The following is a 20,105-nucleotide window of genomic DNA, read 5'->3' on the forward strand; positions in this document are numbered from 1 at the left end:
AGGGCCCGTTAAGGTTACTCGCGTTACATAACTAGATCTATCATCATCCTCATAAATCCACGCATCCTCTTCCTCACCTTGTTTTGGCAGTCTCCAACTCACCCTAGCTGTTATCCCTCCACGCGAGATTGAAGGCCATGTCAACTGACTGGCATCAACCCCAGCTATGAGTAAATCAAAATACAAACCATCCCCCCCATTGTTGGAAAATTAAGGCCGTAAGATGACGAACTTGTTGACTGAACTAAAAATCCCTTATTAGGAACCATGCTAGAGGGTTTGAAGACAGAACCATTAGTATTCGGCCTGACAAAACAAATACGAGTACCACCATACGGATTAATATAATACGTCACTGTTTGACTACTAAAATTTCTTGTATTAGGTAACCCGTACTTTGTTTGTAAACCTCCTCCTGTACTACTTAATGTCATCTTATAAGGAACCTTACAAATATCTAATGCTTCACTACGACTTACAGTATTATTATCCGCATCAGTAAAACTCACCGATACACTTCCCGTCGCAGTAACACCATTAGTACCCTGGCCATCCCCATCGTCATCTCCCCAATTACCTTGAGTAATTAAGTCATTTAAACTGACTGTATTTACCGATAATGGCACCACCATGTGTATATCATTAAAAGTAGTTCCATTGACTAGCTTTATCGGATTTCTCGAACTTGATGTGTTAGTTGATGGCTTGAGGGTTCTACCATCCGGCAACTCAATAGCTAATAGATTATCCGTCGAAGTCACTTTAGTTAGTCCACCATCAAACGTTAAATACGGCGCGTTACCCTCAATTTTCCTTGATGTATGCGATGTTAATGCCTGAGAACCCTGCGTGTATGATAATAAAAGCAGTGGTGCAAATAACAGCGAGAATTTAGTTAATTTAAATAATTTATGTGATTTAGATAACCCAAATAAATTAGATAGGTTAGAGAAGAAAAATGAAAAAGGTAAAAAACTCAACCTCCACAAAAAAAACACCGATATATCCGACGACTTTACTAAACGTGATGATTTCGATAACTTCGGTGATAAAAATAAGAAAAGAGTCTGATTTTGACTATAGTGAAAATAAAAAAGATTTAGGGCGCAGGTTTGGCAAGCCAGATGCCAGATGCCAGATGCCAGATGCCAGATGCCAGATGCCAGATGCCAGATGCCAGATGCCAGATGCCAGATGCCAGATGCCAGATGCCAGATGCCAGATGCCAGATGCCAGATGCCAGATGCCAGATGCCAGATGCCAGATGCCAGATGCCAGATATGATAGTCATGGTAACGCATTTCGATTATCCAGTCAATTAAATTTATGTTTTTATTTAAATTTAAATAAAAACAGCTCAATTAATGAGCACTACTTTATTTTAAAGTGCCTGTATCATATCCTGTTGATTAATAATGCGCTATTTTTTTGTTGAAAATTTGTAAAGTTTTATTAAATAGATAGCTCGTAGAAATAAATAATTATACTTTGTTGAATAAATGCAGCAATTATTGAAAATATTATCATCATAAAAATCAATAATATTACATTGATTTTATTAATAATATGAACATTTTTGTAATGAAGAACAAGCGACAACACGCCAAAAACCCATAATGTATCTACAAATTTATTTTGATAGAAATAAAATGAAATACCAAAATCTAGTAACCGAAATACGTCTAAAAAAGTTTCGTAATGGTATTGCACAAATGCGAAATACATTGAAAAAAACAACTCAATAAAAAATAAACTACACCCCCAATAATGGGGAGAGTAAAAAAAGACACTTTTTTCATCTTATTTCCTTATTAATTTTTACTTAAACGTTCCTATTACCTAAATTTTTAATAAAATTTTAATGATTGTTTGTTGTTAATCAATTCTTTTAATAAAGTGTTTGATCTTAAATCCCATAGAAATCAATGACGCAAAATAAACAACGATTCCAACAATTACCAACGCAAACAATCGTCCAATACGAACCAACATTGAGCCGGTTGACCAGTCAGGTAATAAGTGTGAACCAAACCATAATGCCGCAGACATTAAAATTACCGCTATGATGATTTTGATTAAAAATCCATACCAACCGGATTGCGGTTGATAAAGTTGTTTTTTACGCAGTTGCCAATACAATAATCCAGCATTAAAGCAAGCAGCTAAACCAATGGATAGTGAAAGGCCTGCATGCTGTAATGGCCCAATAAAAACGAGATTCATTAGCTGTGTTAAAATTAACGTGACTATTGCAATTTTGACGGGGGTTTTAATGTCCTGACGCGAATAAAATGCGGGTGCTAACACTTTAATTAAAATCAATCCAAGTAGACCGATAGAATAAGCCACTAAGGCTCGCTGTGTCATCAATGTATCATGTAAGGTAAATTGGCCATATTCAAATAACGTTGATATAAGCGGTCGAGAAATAACACCTAATGCAATCGTGCTTGGTAAAGCCAATAAAAAGCAGAGGCGTAATCCCCAATCTAACAACTCTGAATATTGTTTATGATCGCCTTTAGAAAAGCTTTTGGCTAACGATGGCAATAATATGGTACCTAATGCCACACCAAGTACACCGGCAGGGAATTCCATTAATCGATCCGCATAATACATCCACGAAACCGAGCCAGAAACGAGAAATGATGCAAAAATCGTATTAATAATTAATGATATTTGCCCAACAGATACCCCTAAAATTGCCGGCCCCATCTGTTTTAAAACGCGCCAAACACCGCTATCTTTAAGACTAATACGGGGCAATACTAGCATGCCAATCTTTTTTAAATAAGGTAGCTGATAGAGTAATTGCAAAATCCCGCCAACTCCAACCGACACGGCAAGTGCTAATACGGGAGGGTTAAAGTAAGGTGTTAAAAATAGCGTGAATATAATCATACTCACATTGAGTAGTGTTGGTACAAAAGCGGGAACCGAAAAACGATTCCACGTGTTGAGTATAGCGCCAACAAGTGAAGCCAGTGATATAAAAAAGATATAAGGAAAGGTTATACGCAACATGGTCGTTGCAAGTTCAAATTTTTCGGTTGTCTCTTGCATAAATCCTGGTGCTGTTAGCATAATAATAAAAGGTGCTGTGACAACACCAATTAGGGTAACAATAGCTAATACTAGCGTTAATAATCCTGCAATATAAGCAACAAAAGTACGCGTTGCTTCAATACCTTGCTGATTTTTATATTCAGCTAAAATAGGCACAAAGGCTTGTGAAAAAGCCCCCTCTGCAAAAATACGACGCAGTAAATTAGGAAGTTTAAAGGCAACAAAAAAAGCATCGGTCGCCATACCAGCACCAAAAAAACGCGCAATAATGGCATCACGCACAAAACCTAATACGCGTGAGACCATCGTCATTGAACTAACTGTGGCTAAAGATTTTAAAAGATTCATATTCAATTTATATACAAAGTATACAGCCTAAAACCGATAATTGAGCATAGTCTACAAACTATTACTTTAAATCACCATGCTTTTTTCAATAAACTTAGTTTTTTACAAATCAAACTGATAGTTGATATTTTTGCAAAAGTAATGCGTTGTGTATCACCTTGATAAGCTTAGGTATCCAACTACCATTTAGAGCCGATCACGAATTTTCTGCAAAATGAGAACATATTGTAGGTAGCCTTAATAGATAGGAATATGTTAATTAATAACAAAAATAGCTATTAAACTCTGATGTTGATTAGGTTAGTTTAGTATTTTACTCACAAAATACATTCTATTTTTAAAACCAAGTAGTCAATATGTAATTTTATGATCGTACTTACAATTAACAAAAAATGTAACAAAAGTGAATAATAGCTCGCAAATTAATCCTAATACCGTTTAAACGATATTCAAGATCAATGAGTACAATACTTAGCTACATGCGTATTAACGTTAGTTTAAAGATAAACTTATCTACAAGAATTGTAGTGTAAAAAAGCTTCAGATAAAAGCGTATTTAAGTATAAAAATATAGCGATTTGCGTTATTTACCAGCATAATAAATCTGTGTTAAATTATCATTCCGAATAATATTTACACTAATTTTATCATGAATCAAACAACTAATCCGTCGCCGATAAGAACGGGTGGCTTCCTAAATGCTATTGAACGAATTGGCAACAAAATTCCCGATGTAACAACACTGTTTTTTTATGCCTTAATTATCTGTTTTGTAGCTTCTTTATTACTCTCTTTTGTAAACTTTAATTACATTAATCCTGTTACGCAAAATAAACTTGTTGTTGTCAATATGCTGGCTCCCGATCATTTAGTCACTTTTTTTACCAAGATGGTGCCTAATTTTGTCTCGTTCCCACCACTTGGCATTACTATTGTGGCAACATTAGGTATTGGTATTGCTGAAAGTAGTGGTTATATCCATGTACTACTTAAAAAATTATTGGCTATCACCCCTAAAAAATTAGTGACACCTTCAGTTATTTTTGTCAGTATGGTTTGCCATATTGCTGCTGATTCGGCTTATGTGATTTTAATGCCTGTGTCAGCGATGATGTTTTATGCAATTGGGCGCCATCCATTGGCGGGTATTGCTGCTTCATTTGCAGGCTTAGCAGGTGGGTTTAGCTCAAGTTATACGCCATCAATTATCGATCCAATTATGCAAGGCTTTACCCAAAGTGCCGCACAAATTATCGATCCCTCTTATCAAGTCAATGTGCTTTGTAACTACTTTTTGAGCTTTGGCGGTACTTTTTTTGTATTATTAGCTTGCTGGTTTGTTACCGATAAAATCGTCGAACCTCGTTTAAATGAAACCATGCCTTTAAATAATGATTTAAAGTTAGATAATATTGCCAATTCGCCAGCGATCACGCCTATTGAAAACCGAGCATTTAAAGTCGCTTCAATTGTCTTTTTAACGATTGCTATTGGTTTGGTTTTATTATTATTACCAGAAAACTCTTTATTACGTGCTCCTGATGGAAGTATGACAAGCAATAAAGCTCCAATTATGCAAATTATTGTGCCACTATTGTTTGTATTTTTTGCCATTCCGGGATTAATACACGGTTTTATAACCAGAGCATTTAAATCGTCGCGCGATATTGTAAAAGCGATGGAGAACATCACAAAATCTCTTATTCCATTTATTGTTTTTGCGTTCTTTTGTGCACAATTTTTATATGTCTTTTCTCATTCACAAATTGGAACATTAATTGCGATTGGTGGTGCTGAGTTTTTAAAAGCGCTACATCTGCCTTCAGTTGTCACAATCTTTGGAGTAATAATTCTAACGAGCATGTTAAATGTGTTAATTACCTCTGCATCATCTAAATGGGCCATATTAGCACCGATTTTTGTACCAATGCTTATGTCAGTTGGCATCTCACCAGAACTAACGCAAGCGGCTTATCGTATCAGCTCGGCAGTTAATGTTAGCACACCTATGTTTGCTTTTTACCCTTTGATTATTGCTTATTGCCAGCAATACTGCAAAAACACAGGTGTAGGCACATTGAGTTCGATGATGATTCCTTATACCGCTGCACTACTTATTGCATTAACGGTAAACTTATTGCTCTTTTGGTTCTTAGATCTACCAATTGGTTTTGATAGTGGCTATGTATATCCACCCGTAAATAATTAGTTGCCATAAGGAGTCAACCTATGATGAATAATATTACCGAACAATTAGTTGAGCGTTTTTTACGTTATGTTAACGTTCCAAGTCAAAGTGCTCCTGGATGTGCACATGTCCCCTCAACCCCAGGGCAAACAGAATTAGCCAAATTACTCAAACAAGAGTTGATCGAACTTAATTTACAAGATGTTCACCTTGATGAGCATAGTATTGTAACGGCAAAACTATCAGGCAATAATCCAAATGCACCAAAAATTGGTTATGTTGCCCATCTTGATACGGTCGATGTTGCCTTATCAGATAAAATCAACCCACAGAGAGTGACCTTTACCGGTCAAGATATCCTGTTAAATAAAGATAAAAATATCTGGTTTAAAGTTGATGAACATCCTGAATTGAATAAGTATCTTAATGATGAATTGATTGTCACTGATGGCACAAGTGTACTTGGTGCTGATAATAAAGCCGCCATTGCCGTTGTGATGACAATGTTAGATCAATTACAACAACAAAATCTTACACATGGCGATATTTATGTGGCATTTGTACCTGATGAAGAAGTAGGCTTAAATGGTGCTAAGAAACTTGATTTAAATCGCTTCAAACCTGATTTTGCTTATACAATCGATTGTTGTGAACTTGGTGAAGTCGTTTATGAAACTTTCAATGCTGGCTCAGCAATCATTGAGATTACTGGTGTATCTGCTCATCCAATGTCGGCAAAAAATGTTTTAATCAATCCTATCCGTGTAGCTAATGATATTATTAACTGTTTTGATAGTTTCGAAACACCTGAACATACCGAAGGTAAAGAAGGTTATTTTTGGTTTAATGATATTGTTGGCAATCAAAGTACCACAACATTAAAAATGAGTATTCGTGACTTTGATTTAGCTAAATATGAAGCACGTAAAACTTATATCCAAGAAGTGGTGAGTTTTATTAGCCGAAAATATCCAAGGGCTAAAATTGAGTGTAAAATTACCGATATTTATAGCAATATAGCTAACTATTTGGGTAATGATCGTCGCTGTATTGATTTGATTTATCAATCATTTGAGCAACTCAAGATTCAACCTAATACGATCGCTATGCGAGGGGGAACGGATGGTTCAGCACTTTCTGCTAGAGGTCTTACAACACCAAATTACTTTACTGGTGCACATAACTTTCATTCGTGCTTTGAGTTTTTACCATTATCATCATTTCTTAAATCTTTTGAAGTAACGATGAAAATTATCGAATTAGCCGCCAAAGCTAAATAATATAAAAAGAGGGGGGATATCTCCCTTTTTTGAGCATACTGATAAATATAAGAATTTATTCTGTCCACAATGCAAACATTGAAAAGGGTTAGCCAAAAACGAAGTAATGAAGATTTATTGGATAAATGGTGGGTCGTGAGCGATTCGAACGCTCGACCAACGGATTAAAAGTCCGCTGCTCTACCGACTGAGCTAACGACCCATTTGACAAAACCACTTTACCTTTAATACTTAAAGCTACAAGCGATTTCGGGTTGGTATAATACTTATAATTGTAAGGCTACGCAACCCTTTTATTGTCATTTTCATGCAATAGCTGGTTATTTATACACTTTACTTTAGCGATGCTAATTTTTTATTCGCACGATCAACTACATTTTTATCTTTTGGGTATTTATTTACCACTTGTTGGAAAACAGTTTTAGCTTTTTTAGCATCCCCTTTATCAAGTAAAATCAATCCTACTTTATAAAGGCTATCAGCAGCTTTCGGAGATGATGGAAAATCTTTTACTACGGTTGCGTAGTAAAATGAGGCATCGTCTTTTCTGTTTTGTCTATATGAAAGTTGACCAAGCCAATAATTAACATTAGCTCGGTACTTAGACTTTGGGTAGGTTTTTAAATACTTTTGAAACGCGGCAATAGCCTCATTATTTTGTTTACCATCATTAACAAACTGCATTATAAAATTATAATCAGCTTTATCATCACCTGAAGTTCTCCATCCTGATAAATCTGACGAAGAAGATGTTGATGAGGTCGAGTCAGAAGATGGTGTTGAACTATTTTCTTGTGAGTCAAAATTAGAATTCGATGAAAACCCTGAACCATTAGCCATTTGCTGAAAAATCATTTTTTGACGTTCAATTATTTGATTAAGTTGATATTTTGTTTCTTCTAACTGGCCACGAAGGGTATCTACATCGGCTTGTAAATCGCTAATTTTTTGTTGGTTTTGGATCAACAACTGCCCTTGGGCTTGAATGGTTCGATCGATATCAGAGCTACCCGCAGCACAACCGTAACCAGTGAATAAAAGAAATAAGAACAATGTCAGTATTTTTTTATGCATATTATTTGACTCGTCGTGAACTTAGAAAATAAAAAACGGCTGAACAATCAGCCGTTATAAAATGCTATTAATATCCAGCATAGGTTACTACAGCGCGACGGTTTTTAGCATAAGTCGCTTCGTCATGACCTAATACAGCTGGTTTTTCTTTACCATAAGAAACGATTTCCATTTGGCTTGCAGAAGCACCATTACCTTGTAAGTATGACTTAACTGCTGCAGCACGACGTTCACCTAAGGCGATGTTATATTCTGGGGTACCACGTTCATCAGCATGACCTTCGATAACAACTTTTAGGTTAGTTGAACGAATAAATACAGCGTGCGCATTTAATAATGTTTCATATTCAGACTTAACATTGTATTTATCAAAATCAAAATATACCGTATTGATTTGTTGTAATTTTTGAAGTTGCTCTAAAGCTTCTTTTGATAAAGTACCGTTTAAATTACCACTCTCGTTGTGGCTGCTATTAGACGAACATGCAGTTACAGCGATTAATGGTAAAGCAACCGCGGCTACTTTAAAAAATTTAGAAAATTGCATTGTATTAACTCCTTTTGTTTAAATAAATTATTACTTATATATTATAAATCTAACCAACTTCAAAGTAACATTTGTTACCGACCTGAAAGATTAGACATATATATTATAACGCCCTTATACTTAACACAATTTTAATCATTGCAATATTGTATAAATGCTAGGCTCTTCTTATAAATATGGCGACCATGCTGGGAATTTTACTTGCCCATCGGTTGCTGGTAACCTTGCTTTAAAATTACCATCGGTAGAAACAAGATTCAAAATGGTGCCTAATCCTTGTGATGAACTATAAATGATCATAGTACCGTTTGGCGCAATACTTGGCGTTTCATCTAAAAAAGTATCTGTTAGACGTTGATAAGTTTTTGTATCCATATCATATCGAGTAATATGTTGTTCACGATTATTAGTTGAGATCATAGCAATAAAAGAACCATCTGGCGACACTCGGGCATTCTGATTTTGGGTATTATCCCAAGTGACTCTCTGCGATTCACCCGTATTGATGTTGATACTATATAATTGAGGACGACCCGCTTGGTCAGAAGTGTAAATAATAGTTTGATTATCCGGCATCCAAGATGGTTCCGTATCATTACTACGACTAGAGGTTATTTGCGTGATTTTTTTGCTACTTAAATCCATCATATATAAATTTAAGCTTCCCCCTTTAGATAAAGCAAACGCTAATTTACTACCATCAGGAGAAAATGCCGGAGCGCCATTATGTTGAGGAAAAGATGCAATTGTTTGAACAGCACCGCTCTCTAATGTTTTTAAAACCAATGCAGAATGACCACCTTCAAAAGTCACATAGGCCAATTTTTTACCATCTGGTGACCAAGTAGGAGACATTAACGGTTCTTTAGAACGATGAACAGTGGTTTGATCATAACCATCATAATCAGACACTCTTAATTCATGCGAAAAAGGTCCTTTGGTTGTTTTAACAACATAAGCAATTCGTGTTCTAAATGCACCTTTAATACCCGTTAGTGATTCAAAGATTTCATCACTAGCAGTATGCGCCGCATAACGAACCCAGCGTTTTTCAATAGAAAATTGGTTTTGTGCCAGAACTGTACCAGGACGGTTGACTGTATCAACTAATTGATAATTTATAAGGTATTTTCCGGATACATCAGGTTGAATTGTCCCTACCACAACGGCTGAGACACTAAGATTATTCCATACCGCAGGAGTAACCTCTGAAGCAGTAGTTGGTTTTTGAGGCATTTGATTAACGTCAATAGGATTGAACTTACCGCTATTACGCAAATCAGAAGCAATAATATCTTCAATAATTTGTGGAGGTTCTCCACCACCAGTCCATTTAAATGGAGCAACAGCGATTGGTTTAGCTGAACTCACACCATCAGTAATAATAATTCTGACCTCAGAATTAGCCATCGTAGTAAAAAATAAAATAAAGCAAGTTGTCAAAAAGCGAGAAGCGAATTTGATCATCTTAAATTCCTTAATAAAAGCAAGAAACATTGAGTTAAATTAAACATAAACCGATAAAAAACAGAAAATAAAACCTTTAAAAATTAATATATTGCCGTTAACTAACTCCACATACTAAACTTTACAAAACATAAACAATGTTGTAGCGAGAAAGATAGCCGATATCTGGTAACAAGTCCATAGTCTTTAAAATAAAAAGATTTGTGTAATAATAATGGCTTTACTATATAAAATACTCAAAGTAATAATAAAAAATTATTCTATTGTGGATGCCTATACTAATCCTATTTAAATAAGGTTTAAAGAGTTTGAAAAGATATTTTTATACATGAAAAAGAGCGGATATATCAAAAAGTTTATAATTTTGATGGTGGCCATAAGGAAGTGAGAATTTTGGTTAAAAAGATGCCATTATTTTTGGCAATTTTCACAATAAAAAGTATTACGCTGTCCTATTTTTTGTGATTTTATTTCTGTACCACAAATTAGGCATGGCTTGCCATCCCGCCCATAAACGAGTAACTCCTGTGCAAAATATCCTGGTTTGCCATCAGACTGAAGAAAATCCTTTAGTGTTGTTCCGCCTTGTTCAATTGATTTGTTAAGAACTTGTTTAATGGAAGCAACCAATCTTTCAAATTCATTAAATTGTAAAGTGTTGACTTTGCGATTAGGATTAATTTTAGCCATAAATAACGATTCAGAAGCATAAATATTACCGACTCCAACCACAATATGGTTATCCATAATCCAGCTTTTAATGGGTACTTGACGATTTCGGGCTTTTTCGAATAGATATTCCGCTGAAAATTCATGGCTTAAAGGCTCTGGTCCTAAATGTTGTAATTGAGATATTTCGCCTAATGAATTTGCCCAAAGCCAAGACCCAAAACGCCTAGGATCGGTATAACGTAATATGACGCCATTTCCTAAAACTAGATCGATATGATCGTGCTTCTCTGCTTTTTGGCGGTTTTGTAAAATACGTAAACTACCTGACATTCCCAAATGAATCACAATCCAATTGTTAGATAGCTGTAATAATAAATATTTTGCACGGCGTTTTATATCTAAAATCACTTGTCCATGAGCATTACTTATAGCCCTATCAACTGGCCAGCGTAATTTAGATTGTCGAACAATAATTTTATCTATAGTTTGTCCTTTTAAATACGGTAAGATGCCTCGGCGACTTGTTTCAACTTCCGGTAATTCAGGCATATTATTCCCCCCTAGTTATTTAATAGGTCTGTAACCCAAGTTGGAGCTTGCTGAGCAGGCACTGACTGCTTATTGCCAGTACATAAGCTCTGAGGATTAATCGTCCATACAGGTAAAGATCGAATGCCACTGCCATTACATTGCCACTGTCCATCACTATCAATAGGCACCATAAAAATATTTTGAGGCTGTGGCAATACTAATTTCTTTGGTGGGTTATTTTGTAAATATTCACTATAAATTTTTAGAGCACCAGTTGCCCCTGTCAATTTCATTGGAGAATGATCATCTAAACCAATCCAAATAACAGCAACATTTTTACCGTCAATCCCTGTAAACCAGCTATCACGAGAATCATTACTTGTACCTGTCTTAGCAGCTAAATTAAACGAACCGTATTTAGCTTTTAATGAACGAGATGTCCCCGAATTAACCACTTGTTGCATAGCATAAGTAGTTAAATAAGCCGATTGTTGGGATACTGCCTGAAGCTGTTGTGGATAGCGTTGATAAACAAGCTTACCTTTATCCGTCAATACATATCTTAAAATAGACAGTGGAGAACGTTGACCATTATTAGCTATCGTTTGAAACATCTGTGCAGTTTCTAACGGTGTTAATTCTAAAGCACCAAGTAACCTTGATGGTAAATTAGGTATACGCTCTGCTGGTACGCCCAACGCTTGTAAAGTATTCTTTGTTGCATCAAGCCCCAATGCCATACCTAAATTAACAGTAGGTACATTGAGTGAAAGCGCTAGTGCGTCGACCAACATAACACGATCGCGAAATTTACGATCATAGTTTTTCGGTTCCCAATACCCCCCACCATCAAGCTTAATCGATAAAGGATTATCGTTAAGCCAAGTATTAAGTTGGTAATGATCGGGTTGTCCAAGTGCGGTTAAATAAGTTGACGGTTTAGCTAATGAACCAATTGCTCGCTGAGTTAACCAAGCACGATTATAACCAGGATAACGCGGCTCTGCGCTACCAATAATAGCGCGAATTTCCCCAGTCTCGCGACTCACAATCACCATTGCTGTTTGTAATTCTTTATTGGTTGATGTACGTAGTTTCTCAATTTCATTAGTGACCGCTTGCTCTGCTGCAGATTGAGCCACAGGATCAAAGGTAGTAAAAATCTTCATTCCAGACAAATGATCTGCTTTATCACCTAATTGTTTTCGAAGTTCACTGCGCACAACTTGCATAAATGCTGGTTGTGGTGAAATCACACCACCTTTAGGTAGAACTGTTAGTGGGCGCTGACTTAATAAAGTATACAGCTCATCGTCAATAATACCTTGCTGCTCAGCGAGTTTTAAAACTACATTACGACGTTCTATAACTTGTTGAGGTTGTGTCCAAGGATTATATAGCGAAGCTCCTTTTACCATACCAACCAGCACTGCTTGCTGATCCAATGTAAGTTCATTAACTGGACGACCAAAATAGTAAAGACTAGCTAATGGAAAACCATGGATCTCTTCACTACCCGCTTGTCCAAAATATACTTCATTTAAATAAAGTTCTAAAATACGCTCTTTGCTATAACGGCCATCCAAAATCAACGCCATATATGCCTCACGTATTTTTCGACTTAAACTACGTTCATTAGTTAGAAAAAGATTTTTTACCGTTTGCTGAGTTAGTGTACTCCCTCCTTCGGTACGGCCTGTTGTTAAATTAACAAAAATAGCGCGACCAATAGAATATAAACTTACACCATGATGATGGTAAAAACGTTTATCTTCTGTTGCTACCAATGTTTGTAACAATGAATCAGGGAATTCTTTTAATGGCACAAATAACCGCTGTTCGCCATTTGGCGAATGCATCATGGTAATTAATTTAGGATCAATCTTAAGTAATCCAAAATCACGTCCTGTATCTAGATTAGTAATACGATCGATACGATTTTCATAAAAAGTAATTCTGACTCTAAAAGCTTGCTCTTCACCATCAGGAAAAGTAAAAGGCCGACGATAAACTTCGACCGCATCATGTCTTACAATAAATTCACCTGGGCGGGTAGCTTTAGTCTCTTGCTGACGATATTGTGCACCAACCAACATTGTAATCACATCATTTAAGCTATATTCACTATCAGGCTCAAGATCAATTATTTGCCCATAAACTGCAGCGGGTAACTCCCACACATTTCCATCAATCCGCTCTTTGATTTGTTGATCGAGATAGACACCATAAATAATAGCCACAGCAGCGAATATGAGAAATAACTTAAATAATAATGTTAAGAATCGTCGCAAAAGTGTAGGCTTTTTATTTTTTTTAGTCTTTTTAGAAGATCGTTTTTTTGCTGTTTTAGTTGATGTGTTCAAACTGCACCTAACATTTATTATTCAATAAAATTGACTTATGATAACATAATTTTTTAAGGATACCTCGCTCTTCTTTTTGTAAAGAAGTTTCAGGTAAGTAGATATTTAAGTATAAAACAAATGCATAAATTTAAAAATTTAGCTGGGATCCAACACTTTTAACTTTTGACAGGAACGCCTTTTTCGACTTACCTGTTAATCCTTCCGAAATAGGCAAGCTTGCAGTTAACGGATTAACAGGCTTATTATTAATATGTAATTCAAAGTGCAAATGAGGCCCCGTGGAACGCCCTGTGTTTCCTGATAGTCCAATTTTATCACCTTGCTTAACTTGTTGCCCTGGTTTGACTAAAATTTTATCCAAGTGCATATAAGTGGTCATATACTGACGGCCATGCCGGATAGCAATATAATTACCTGCTGAACCGCTATACTTTGCAATGACTACTTCACCATTACCAACGGATAATACCGGTGTACCACGCGATACCGCAAAATCAACGCCATTATGAGGGGCTATTTGTCCCGTAACTGGGTGCAAACGACGCGGATTAAATCCAGAAGAAACACGCGCTTTTTTTGCTAAAGGATAACGGAAAAAACTTTGGGATAAACTGCTACCGTTGATGTCATAATATTTACCATCATCAGCTAAAATAGCATAATAATCTTTGGTTCCATTTTTAACACGGACACCTAGTAACTGGCTATTGGATAAACTTTTACCATGCATTTCTCGTGTTAAAACAACTGAAAATTTGTCACCAACTTGTAATCTTCGAAAATCTAAACGCCATTGTAAAGCACGGGTAATAATACCAATTTCATTACTGGTTAGACCACTTTTACGAGCATCAGCAACAAAATTAGTTTTAATATCACCTTTTATAACAATATCTTGCGGTACTACTTCAGCTGTTTCAGAACTTTCTACAAATTTATCGCCCGATTTTTCATAGATTCGAACATTATTACTTGATATTGTCCAACTAAAAGTTTGCAAATTATGATTATCATCAGTCGTCCAGCTAATCTGCTGGCCTATTCTTAAATTTGCGAGTTGTTTAAATTTAGTCGTTAACTGATAAATATCATTTCGATTAACATTATAGCGAATTAAAATATCATGTAGAGTATCACCACGCACAATAGTATATTGCACAGAGTTATCTTTATCATCAACGATGTCATCTAATTCATCTTTAACGATCTCATCTTCAGGAACATCTGATGATTCAGCAACTGTAGCCGTTTTTCCATTTACCATCTCAACTCTGCCATCATCAGCAAGTGAGTGGGAATTATTATTTACAGTAATTTCAACTTGAGGAGTTAAAGGAACATAAACCGTTCGATCCAAATTGAGTGGACGCCACAAAGCGGTAAATAAAATAACAATAAAAAGAACACCTAATATTGAAAAATAGGAGATTTTAAAATTATTTTTTTCAATATCAGGGGATTTTATTTGTCTTGCCAAAATTAACCTTAACTATTTATTATTAAAATTAGTTTCTATCTAAACAATCCAACAGTTGCTGTGTTAATTTTAATAAAAATTGTGAATATGCATCTTTGGAAAGAGTGATACCTGTTCCTAATGGATTTAATTCTCCAATTCGAACATCTGTTCCATCCACTAATTTTTCAATAACTGCAGGGCTAAACTGTGGCTCACGAAATACGCATACTGCTTTGTGTTCTTTGAGCTCTTGTTGAATAGCATAAACCTTTTGAACACCGGGTTGAACTGCTGGATTTATAGTAAAACTACCTAGTTTTTTTAATCCAAACCGTGCCTCAAAATACCCATACGCATCATGAAACACAAAATACCCTCTATTTTGTACGGTAATGAGTTTTTTTGCAATGTTTTGTTCTATTTCTGCGAGCTTAATGTTGAATTCGCGCAAATTTTCATCAACCAATACACTTTTATCTGGATATAGTGTAATAAGCCTATCATGGATTGACTGCGCAATAATCTTAGCAATGTTAGGTGAAAGCCAAATATGCTCATCATATTCACCATGGTGATCTTGAGCAGTCATATCAGCAGAATGATGTTCTTCATGCTCATGAACATCATGACTAGTTCGAAGTAACGCCTTAATCTCTGGTATTGTCATTAATTCAATTTGATTTTGATTATCAATACTTTTTAGGATTGTTGGCATAAAAGCTTCCATATCTTCACCAACCCAAATCACAAGTTCAGCTGACTTTAGTTTAGCCAAATCGGATGGCTTTAAATTATAGGTATGGGGAGAGGCGCCATCAGGAAGTAAAATATCAGTATCAGTCACTCCTGAAGCAATGGCTTCGGCGATAAAACCTATCGGTTTTACAGACGAAACAATTTTCGCGTTAGCATAATTAGTAATGCTTTGGATAAATACGAATGAAACAAGTATTTTTAAAAAAGAGATTAATCGTTTACAATTTAATAAAATATATTTTTCCACATCATTATCCCATATTTATAAAGTATGATAGAATAAAACCAACCGTTGTTATAATATAACATAACATATTTATGGGCAAGGGCTTTTAACAATATGACACCACTAATTTCGCTTGATAATGTTTCGGTGGAAATTGACCATCGAAAAATATTATATGACGTTTCATTAAAAATACATCTTAATCAAATTATTACATTATTAGGCCCTAATGGTGCAGGTAAATCGACCTTAGTAAAAGTCATTTTAGGGTTAGTTCCGTACACATCAGGGACAATCAGGCGTTCACCTAATTTAACAATTGGCTATGTTCCGCAGTCAATCAACTTAAATTCAACTCTACCTATTACTGTTAAACGTTTTATACGCTTAAATAAGCAGTTAAATAACGAAGATATTCTTAACATATTATCTATGGTGAAAGCTGAATATTTAATCAATACATCGATGCATCAATTATCGGGTGGTGAATTACAGCGTGTTTTACTAGCTCAAGCCTTAGCAAAGAAACCGCAATTATTGATTCTTGATGAGCCAACTCAAGGCGTAGATGTCAATGGTCAGGTACTGTTATATGATTTAATCGCAGATGCTAAAAATCAGTTTAATTGCGGTGTCTTAATGGTTTCTCATGATCTTCATTTAGTGATGGCAAAAACAGATGAAGTAATCTGTTTAAATCATCATATCTGTTGCTCTGGTACGCCAGCCATTGTATCAAATGACCCAGAATTTATTTCTCTTTTTGGTCAACATGAGGCATCACAAATTGCTGTTTATAAACACCATCACAATCACCAACATGATTGTTGCAAATCCCCTATTAAACATAATAAGGTAATTGTTTTGCCTAGCTATGAAAGGAAAAATAATGATTGAGTTACTATTACCATCTTTATTAGCTGGATTATGCTTAACAAGTATAACAGGACCGTTAGGTACTTTCGTTGTTTGGCGTAGGATGTCCTATTTTGGCGATACGTTATCACATGCTGCTTTACTTGGTATCGCATTTGGATTTTTACTGAATATCAATTTATTTTATGCTGTCATTTTTATAACTCTTCTACTCGCCTTAGGATTAATTTGGTTAGAAGCACAAAAACAACTTCCAATTGATACTTTACTTGGTATTTTGGCTCATAGTGCATTATCGCTTGGCTTAGTAGTAATTAGTTTAATGAGCAATATTCGTATTGATTTAATGGGATACTTATTTGGTGATCTGTTATCAGTAACTTATTCAGATCTCTATCAAATTATTATTTGTGTAGCACTTATTGGCGCCTTATTGTTTTGGCGATGGAATAACATTTTATTCATTACTGTGAGTGAAGAATTAGCTTTTAGCCATGGCATTAATGTACAAATCACAAAATTACTTTTGACGCTACTATTAGCGTTAACAATAGGCCTATCGATGAAGTTTGTCGGAGCACTGATTATTACTTCTTTGCTTATTATTCCTGCCGCAACAGCCAAATATTATTCGAAAACCCCTGAAACAATGGCATTAACTGCAATAATAATCGGTATGTTATCAGTTATTACTGGATTGATGTTTTCATTTATTTATGACACGCCAACAGGTCCATCAATAGTATTAAGTAATACTTGTCTATTTTTTATATCATTATTCATTTCAAAACTCATTTTAAATAAAAAGAATTGAAGTCATTGCAAAATCGTATTATTTATTGCGTATCATATCCCATTAATAAAATGGCTTTAATGGATTGCTTGATATTTTCTAATATTATAACAATACAATTCAAAATATTAATAATTAGAAACTATGTCACTAGCAATTATTTATACGCGAGCATCTATTGGAATACAAGCGCCTTTAATAAACGTAGAAGTTCATATTAGTAATGGCTTGCCAGGCTTTGTTTTAGTTGGTCTACCTGAAGCAACAGTTAAAGAGGCCAAAGATCGAGTTAGAAGTGCCATTATTAATAGCGGTTTTACCTTTCCAGCTAAAAAAATAACGGTAAACTTATCTCCAGCAGATCTACCCAAGGAAGGAAGCCGCTTTGATTTACCAATAGCTATTGCTATCCTTGCTGCAACAGAACAAATTCCAACAGAAGATTTATTACATTATGAATTTCTAGGCGAGTTAGCGTTATCAGGAAATATTAGAGCGGTAAAAGGAGCGATTCCTGCTGCTATTTCTTCCAAAAAGAAAAAGCGTACCTTAATAATTTCTGCTGAAAACCAATCTGAGATATCTTTGATTCATCAAAATAATACATTAATTACTAATAATTTATTAGAGTTATGTCAGTATTTATACAAAGAAATTGATTTACCAACAGTACAATATCGTGAATATCATGATGTTGACAATAGCTCAGCTAGTCTACAAGATGTAATCGGACAGGAACATGCCAAAAGAGCATTAGAAATTGCGGCAGCAGGAGGTCACAATTTATTATTAATTGGACCTCCAGGCACAGGGAAAACGATGTTAGCAACTCGTTTAACATCCTTATTACCTCAACTGTCAGATGACGAGGCACTTGAAAGTGCAGCAATAACCAGTTTAGTTAGCCCAAATGGCTCAATTAAAAACTGGCGGAAAAGACCTTTTAGATCACCTCACCATAGCGCATCAACCGCAGCACTAGTTGGTGGAGGAACGATTCCCAAACCAGGAGAAATTTCACTAGCACATAATGGAGTATTATTTTTAGATGAATTGCCTGAATTTAATCGAAAGGTATTAGACGCTTTAAGAGAACCAATTGAATCGGGTGAAATTATCATTTCCAGAGCCAATGCAAAAATAAAGTTTCCCGCTAAATTTCAATTAATAGCTGCAATGAACCCAAGTCCAACAGGACATTATCAAGGAACACATAATAGAACGACACCACAACAAACTATACGTTATTTAAATCGACTTTCAGGACCCTTTCTTGATAGGTTTGATATTTCTATTGAGGTGCCTTTACTACCGAAAGGTACACTGAGTAAAATAGCTACTTCCTCAGAATCAACTGAAACAGTAAAACAGCGAGTTTTACAGGCAAGAAATATTCAGTTTAAAAGAAACAATAAATTAAATAGTCAGTTAAGTACAAATGAAATTCAATGCTATTGTCAACTATCAAATGAAAATAATGAATATTTAGAGCAGGCATTGATAAAATTGGGACTCTCTGCTCGGGCATGGCATCGAATATTGAAAGTATCACGCACAATTGCTGATTTAGATTTGTCAGAAAACATAGAACGAAAACACATTTCAGAAGCATTGAGTTATCGTTCTATGGATCGATTACTAATTCAATTACACAAAAACATTGGTTAAAAGAATTAGTCATCGCTATCTACAAAATCATCACTCACATCAACTTGTGGTTTTCCACCGGATAATGTATGAAACCTTTTTGGTTTATTTATACGAGAAAGATATTTCAGCCACGTTTTTTCAAAATCTGTAGATGGTTCTTTTTTACCTTTGCAAACGGCTACAAATGATCTTTCTTCTGCAGTAGACGGATTTCTGGTTTCTGCATCAAGATCTTTAAAAGCACAACCATGCTTTTCTAAAATCAAAGCTTCTTTAATAGTAAAATCCCCGTGTCGAGAAAACCCTCTTGGATAATTTTTATTATCAAAAAAGCGTTGTTGACTTACAAAACTCTCAGCCATGTTCTATCCTCTAGATTGTAAAAGTGTTTGGGCGAGAATTATAATTAACTAAGTTAATCTGTAAACAAAATTTTTTTATTTATATAGATGAAAATAATCAAGTGACTAAAATTAGAACAAGTTATCATTTTTTGGCAGGGGCGGAGAGTCTCGAACTCCCAACACCCGGTTTTGGAGACCGGTGCTCTACCAATTGAACTACGCCCCTAAATAAAGGTGGCGGAACGGACGGGGCTCGAACCCGCGACCCCCTGCGTGACAGGCAGGTATTCTAACCAACTGAACTACCGCTCCACCGAATTTGGTGTGTATATATAAAATTTAAAAGTCTGGCGGCCCCCTACTCTCACATGGGTAATACCCACACTACCATCGGCACTACGGCGTTTCACTTCTGAGTTCGGCATGGGGTCAGGTGGGACCACCGCGCTATTACCGCCAGAC

General features: G+C 35.5%; 15 protein-coding genes, 3 tRNA genes and 1 rRNA gene. 5 read left to right on the forward strand and 14 right to left on the reverse strand.

Annotation, left to right across the window (positions count from 1 at the left end):
- Positions 1-164: 164 nt before the first annotated feature.
- Together ACYIAM_RS08165 and murJ are read right to left on the reverse strand one after the other, a co-directional pair.
- Positions 165-1,301, reverse strand: coding sequence for a hypothetical protein (locus ACYIAM_RS08165; RefSeq protein WP_483747916.1), 1,137 nt, complete (start codon positions 1,299-1,301; stop codon positions 165-167).
- A gap of 574 nt (positions 1,302-1,875) precedes the next feature.
- On the reverse strand, positions 1,876-3,414 hold the full coding sequence (gene murJ, locus ACYIAM_RS08170) for a murein biosynthesis integral membrane protein MurJ (RefSeq protein WP_483747917.1): 1,539 nt from the start codon (positions 3,412-3,414) through the stop codon (positions 1,876-1,878).
- A 649-nt stretch (positions 3,415-4,063) separates the two neighbouring features.
- Here murJ and ACYIAM_RS08175 point away from each other — a divergent pair.
- A complete protein-coding gene (locus tag ACYIAM_RS08175; protein WP_174796735.1) occupies positions 4,064-5,623 on the forward strand; it encodes an AbgT family transporter in 1,560 nt (519 codons plus the stop codon).
- A 20-nt stretch (positions 5,624-5,643) separates the two neighbouring features.
- Positions 5,644-6,882 (forward strand): peptidase T, encoded by a 1,239-nt coding sequence (gene pepT, locus ACYIAM_RS08180; protein WP_483747918.1) that lies wholly within the window; start codon positions 5,644-5,646, stop codon positions 6,880-6,882.
- Positions 6,883-7,008: 126 nt separating this feature from the next.
- Here pepT and ACYIAM_RS08185 read toward each other — a convergent pair.
- The 8 genes from ACYIAM_RS08185 to znuA form a co-directional block, all read right to left on the reverse strand.
- Positions 7,009-7,084, reverse strand: a tRNA-Lys gene (locus ACYIAM_RS08185).
- Positions 7,085-7,215: 131 nt separating this feature from the next.
- Positions 7,216-7,956 (reverse strand): tol-pal system protein YbgF, encoded by a 741-nt coding sequence (gene ybgF / locus ACYIAM_RS08190; RefSeq protein ID WP_174796737.1) that lies wholly within the window; start codon positions 7,954-7,956, stop codon positions 7,216-7,218.
- Positions 7,957-8,023: 67 nt separating this feature from the next.
- On the reverse strand, positions 8,024-8,503 hold the full coding sequence (gene pal / locus ACYIAM_RS08195) for a peptidoglycan-associated lipoprotein Pal (protein ID WP_065638856.1): 480 nt from the start codon (positions 8,501-8,503) through the stop codon (positions 8,024-8,026).
- Between the two features lie 168 nt (positions 8,504-8,671).
- Complete coding sequence (tolB, locus tag ACYIAM_RS08200; RefSeq protein WP_483747925.1) at positions 8,672-9,967, reverse strand: Tol-Pal system beta propeller repeat protein TolB; 1,296 nt, start codon at positions 9,965-9,967, stop codon at positions 8,672-8,674.
- Positions 9,968-10,381: 414 nt separating this feature from the next.
- Positions 10,382-11,191: a bifunctional DNA-formamidopyrimidine glycosylase/DNA-(apurinic or apyrimidinic site) lyase gene (gene mutM / locus ACYIAM_RS08205; RefSeq protein WP_483747919.1), complete on the reverse strand. Its 810-nt coding sequence runs from the start codon at positions 11,189-11,191 to the stop codon at positions 10,382-10,384.
- A gap of 11 nt (positions 11,192-11,202) precedes the next feature.
- A complete protein-coding gene (mrcB, locus tag ACYIAM_RS08210; RefSeq protein ID WP_483747920.1) occupies positions 11,203-13,536 on the reverse strand; it encodes a bifunctional glycosyl transferase/transpeptidase in 2,334 nt (777 codons plus the stop codon).
- 130 nt (positions 13,537-13,666) lie between these two features.
- The gene (gene mepM / locus ACYIAM_RS08215) at positions 13,667-15,016 is read right to left on the reverse strand and encodes a murein DD-endopeptidase MepM (protein ID WP_483747921.1); all 1,350 of its coding nucleotides are present in this window, start codon (positions 15,014-15,016) and stop codon (positions 13,667-13,669) included.
- A 28-nt stretch (positions 15,017-15,044) separates the two neighbouring features.
- Complete coding sequence (znuA, locus tag ACYIAM_RS08220; RefSeq protein ID WP_483747922.1) at positions 15,045-16,001, reverse strand: zinc ABC transporter substrate-binding protein ZnuA; 957 nt, start codon at positions 15,999-16,001, stop codon at positions 15,045-15,047.
- A gap of 93 nt (positions 16,002-16,094) precedes the next feature.
- Here znuA and znuC point away from each other — a divergent pair, with 93 nt between their 5' ends.
- From znuC to ACYIAM_RS08235, 3 genes are all read left to right on the forward strand, one after another.
- Positions 16,095-16,877: a zinc ABC transporter ATP-binding protein ZnuC gene (gene znuC / locus ACYIAM_RS08225; RefSeq protein ID WP_483747923.1), complete on the forward strand. Its 783-nt coding sequence runs from the start codon at positions 16,095-16,097 to the stop codon at positions 16,875-16,877.
- Entirely contained in the window at positions 16,870-17,670 is an 801-nt protein-coding gene (gene znuB / locus ACYIAM_RS08230; protein WP_174796742.1) for a zinc ABC transporter permease subunit ZnuB, read from the forward strand. The genes znuC and znuB overlap by 8 nt, the downstream gene beginning before the upstream one ends.
- Positions 17,671-17,793: 123 nt before the next feature.
- A complete protein-coding gene (locus ACYIAM_RS08235) occupies positions 17,794-19,317 on the forward strand; it encodes a YifB family Mg chelatase-like AAA ATPase (RefSeq protein WP_065638850.1) in 1,524 nt (507 codons plus the stop codon).
- A 5-nt stretch (positions 19,318-19,322) separates the two neighbouring features.
- On the opposite strand, the gene ACYIAM_RS08240 is transcribed toward ACYIAM_RS08235, so the two are convergent.
- The 4 genes from ACYIAM_RS08240 to rrf form a co-directional block, all read right to left on the reverse strand.
- Positions 19,323-19,661 carry a MaoP family protein gene (locus tag ACYIAM_RS08240; RefSeq protein WP_065638849.1) on the reverse strand — a complete coding sequence of 113 codons (339 nt, stop codon included), beginning with the start codon at positions 19,659-19,661 and terminating at the stop codon, positions 19,323-19,325.
- Between the two features lie 132 nt (positions 19,662-19,793).
- A tRNA-Trp gene (locus tag ACYIAM_RS08245) sits at positions 19,794-19,869 on the reverse strand.
- A 9-nt stretch (positions 19,870-19,878) separates the two neighbouring features.
- Positions 19,879-19,955, reverse strand: a tRNA-Asp gene (locus tag ACYIAM_RS08250).
- A gap of 33 nt (positions 19,956-19,988) precedes the next feature.
- Positions 19,989-20,104 (reverse strand): 5S ribosomal RNA (rrf, locus tag ACYIAM_RS08255).
- Position 20,105: the final 1 nt, after the last annotated feature.

The sequence above is a fragment of the Gilliamella sp. X-60 genome (assembly GCF_057063585.1).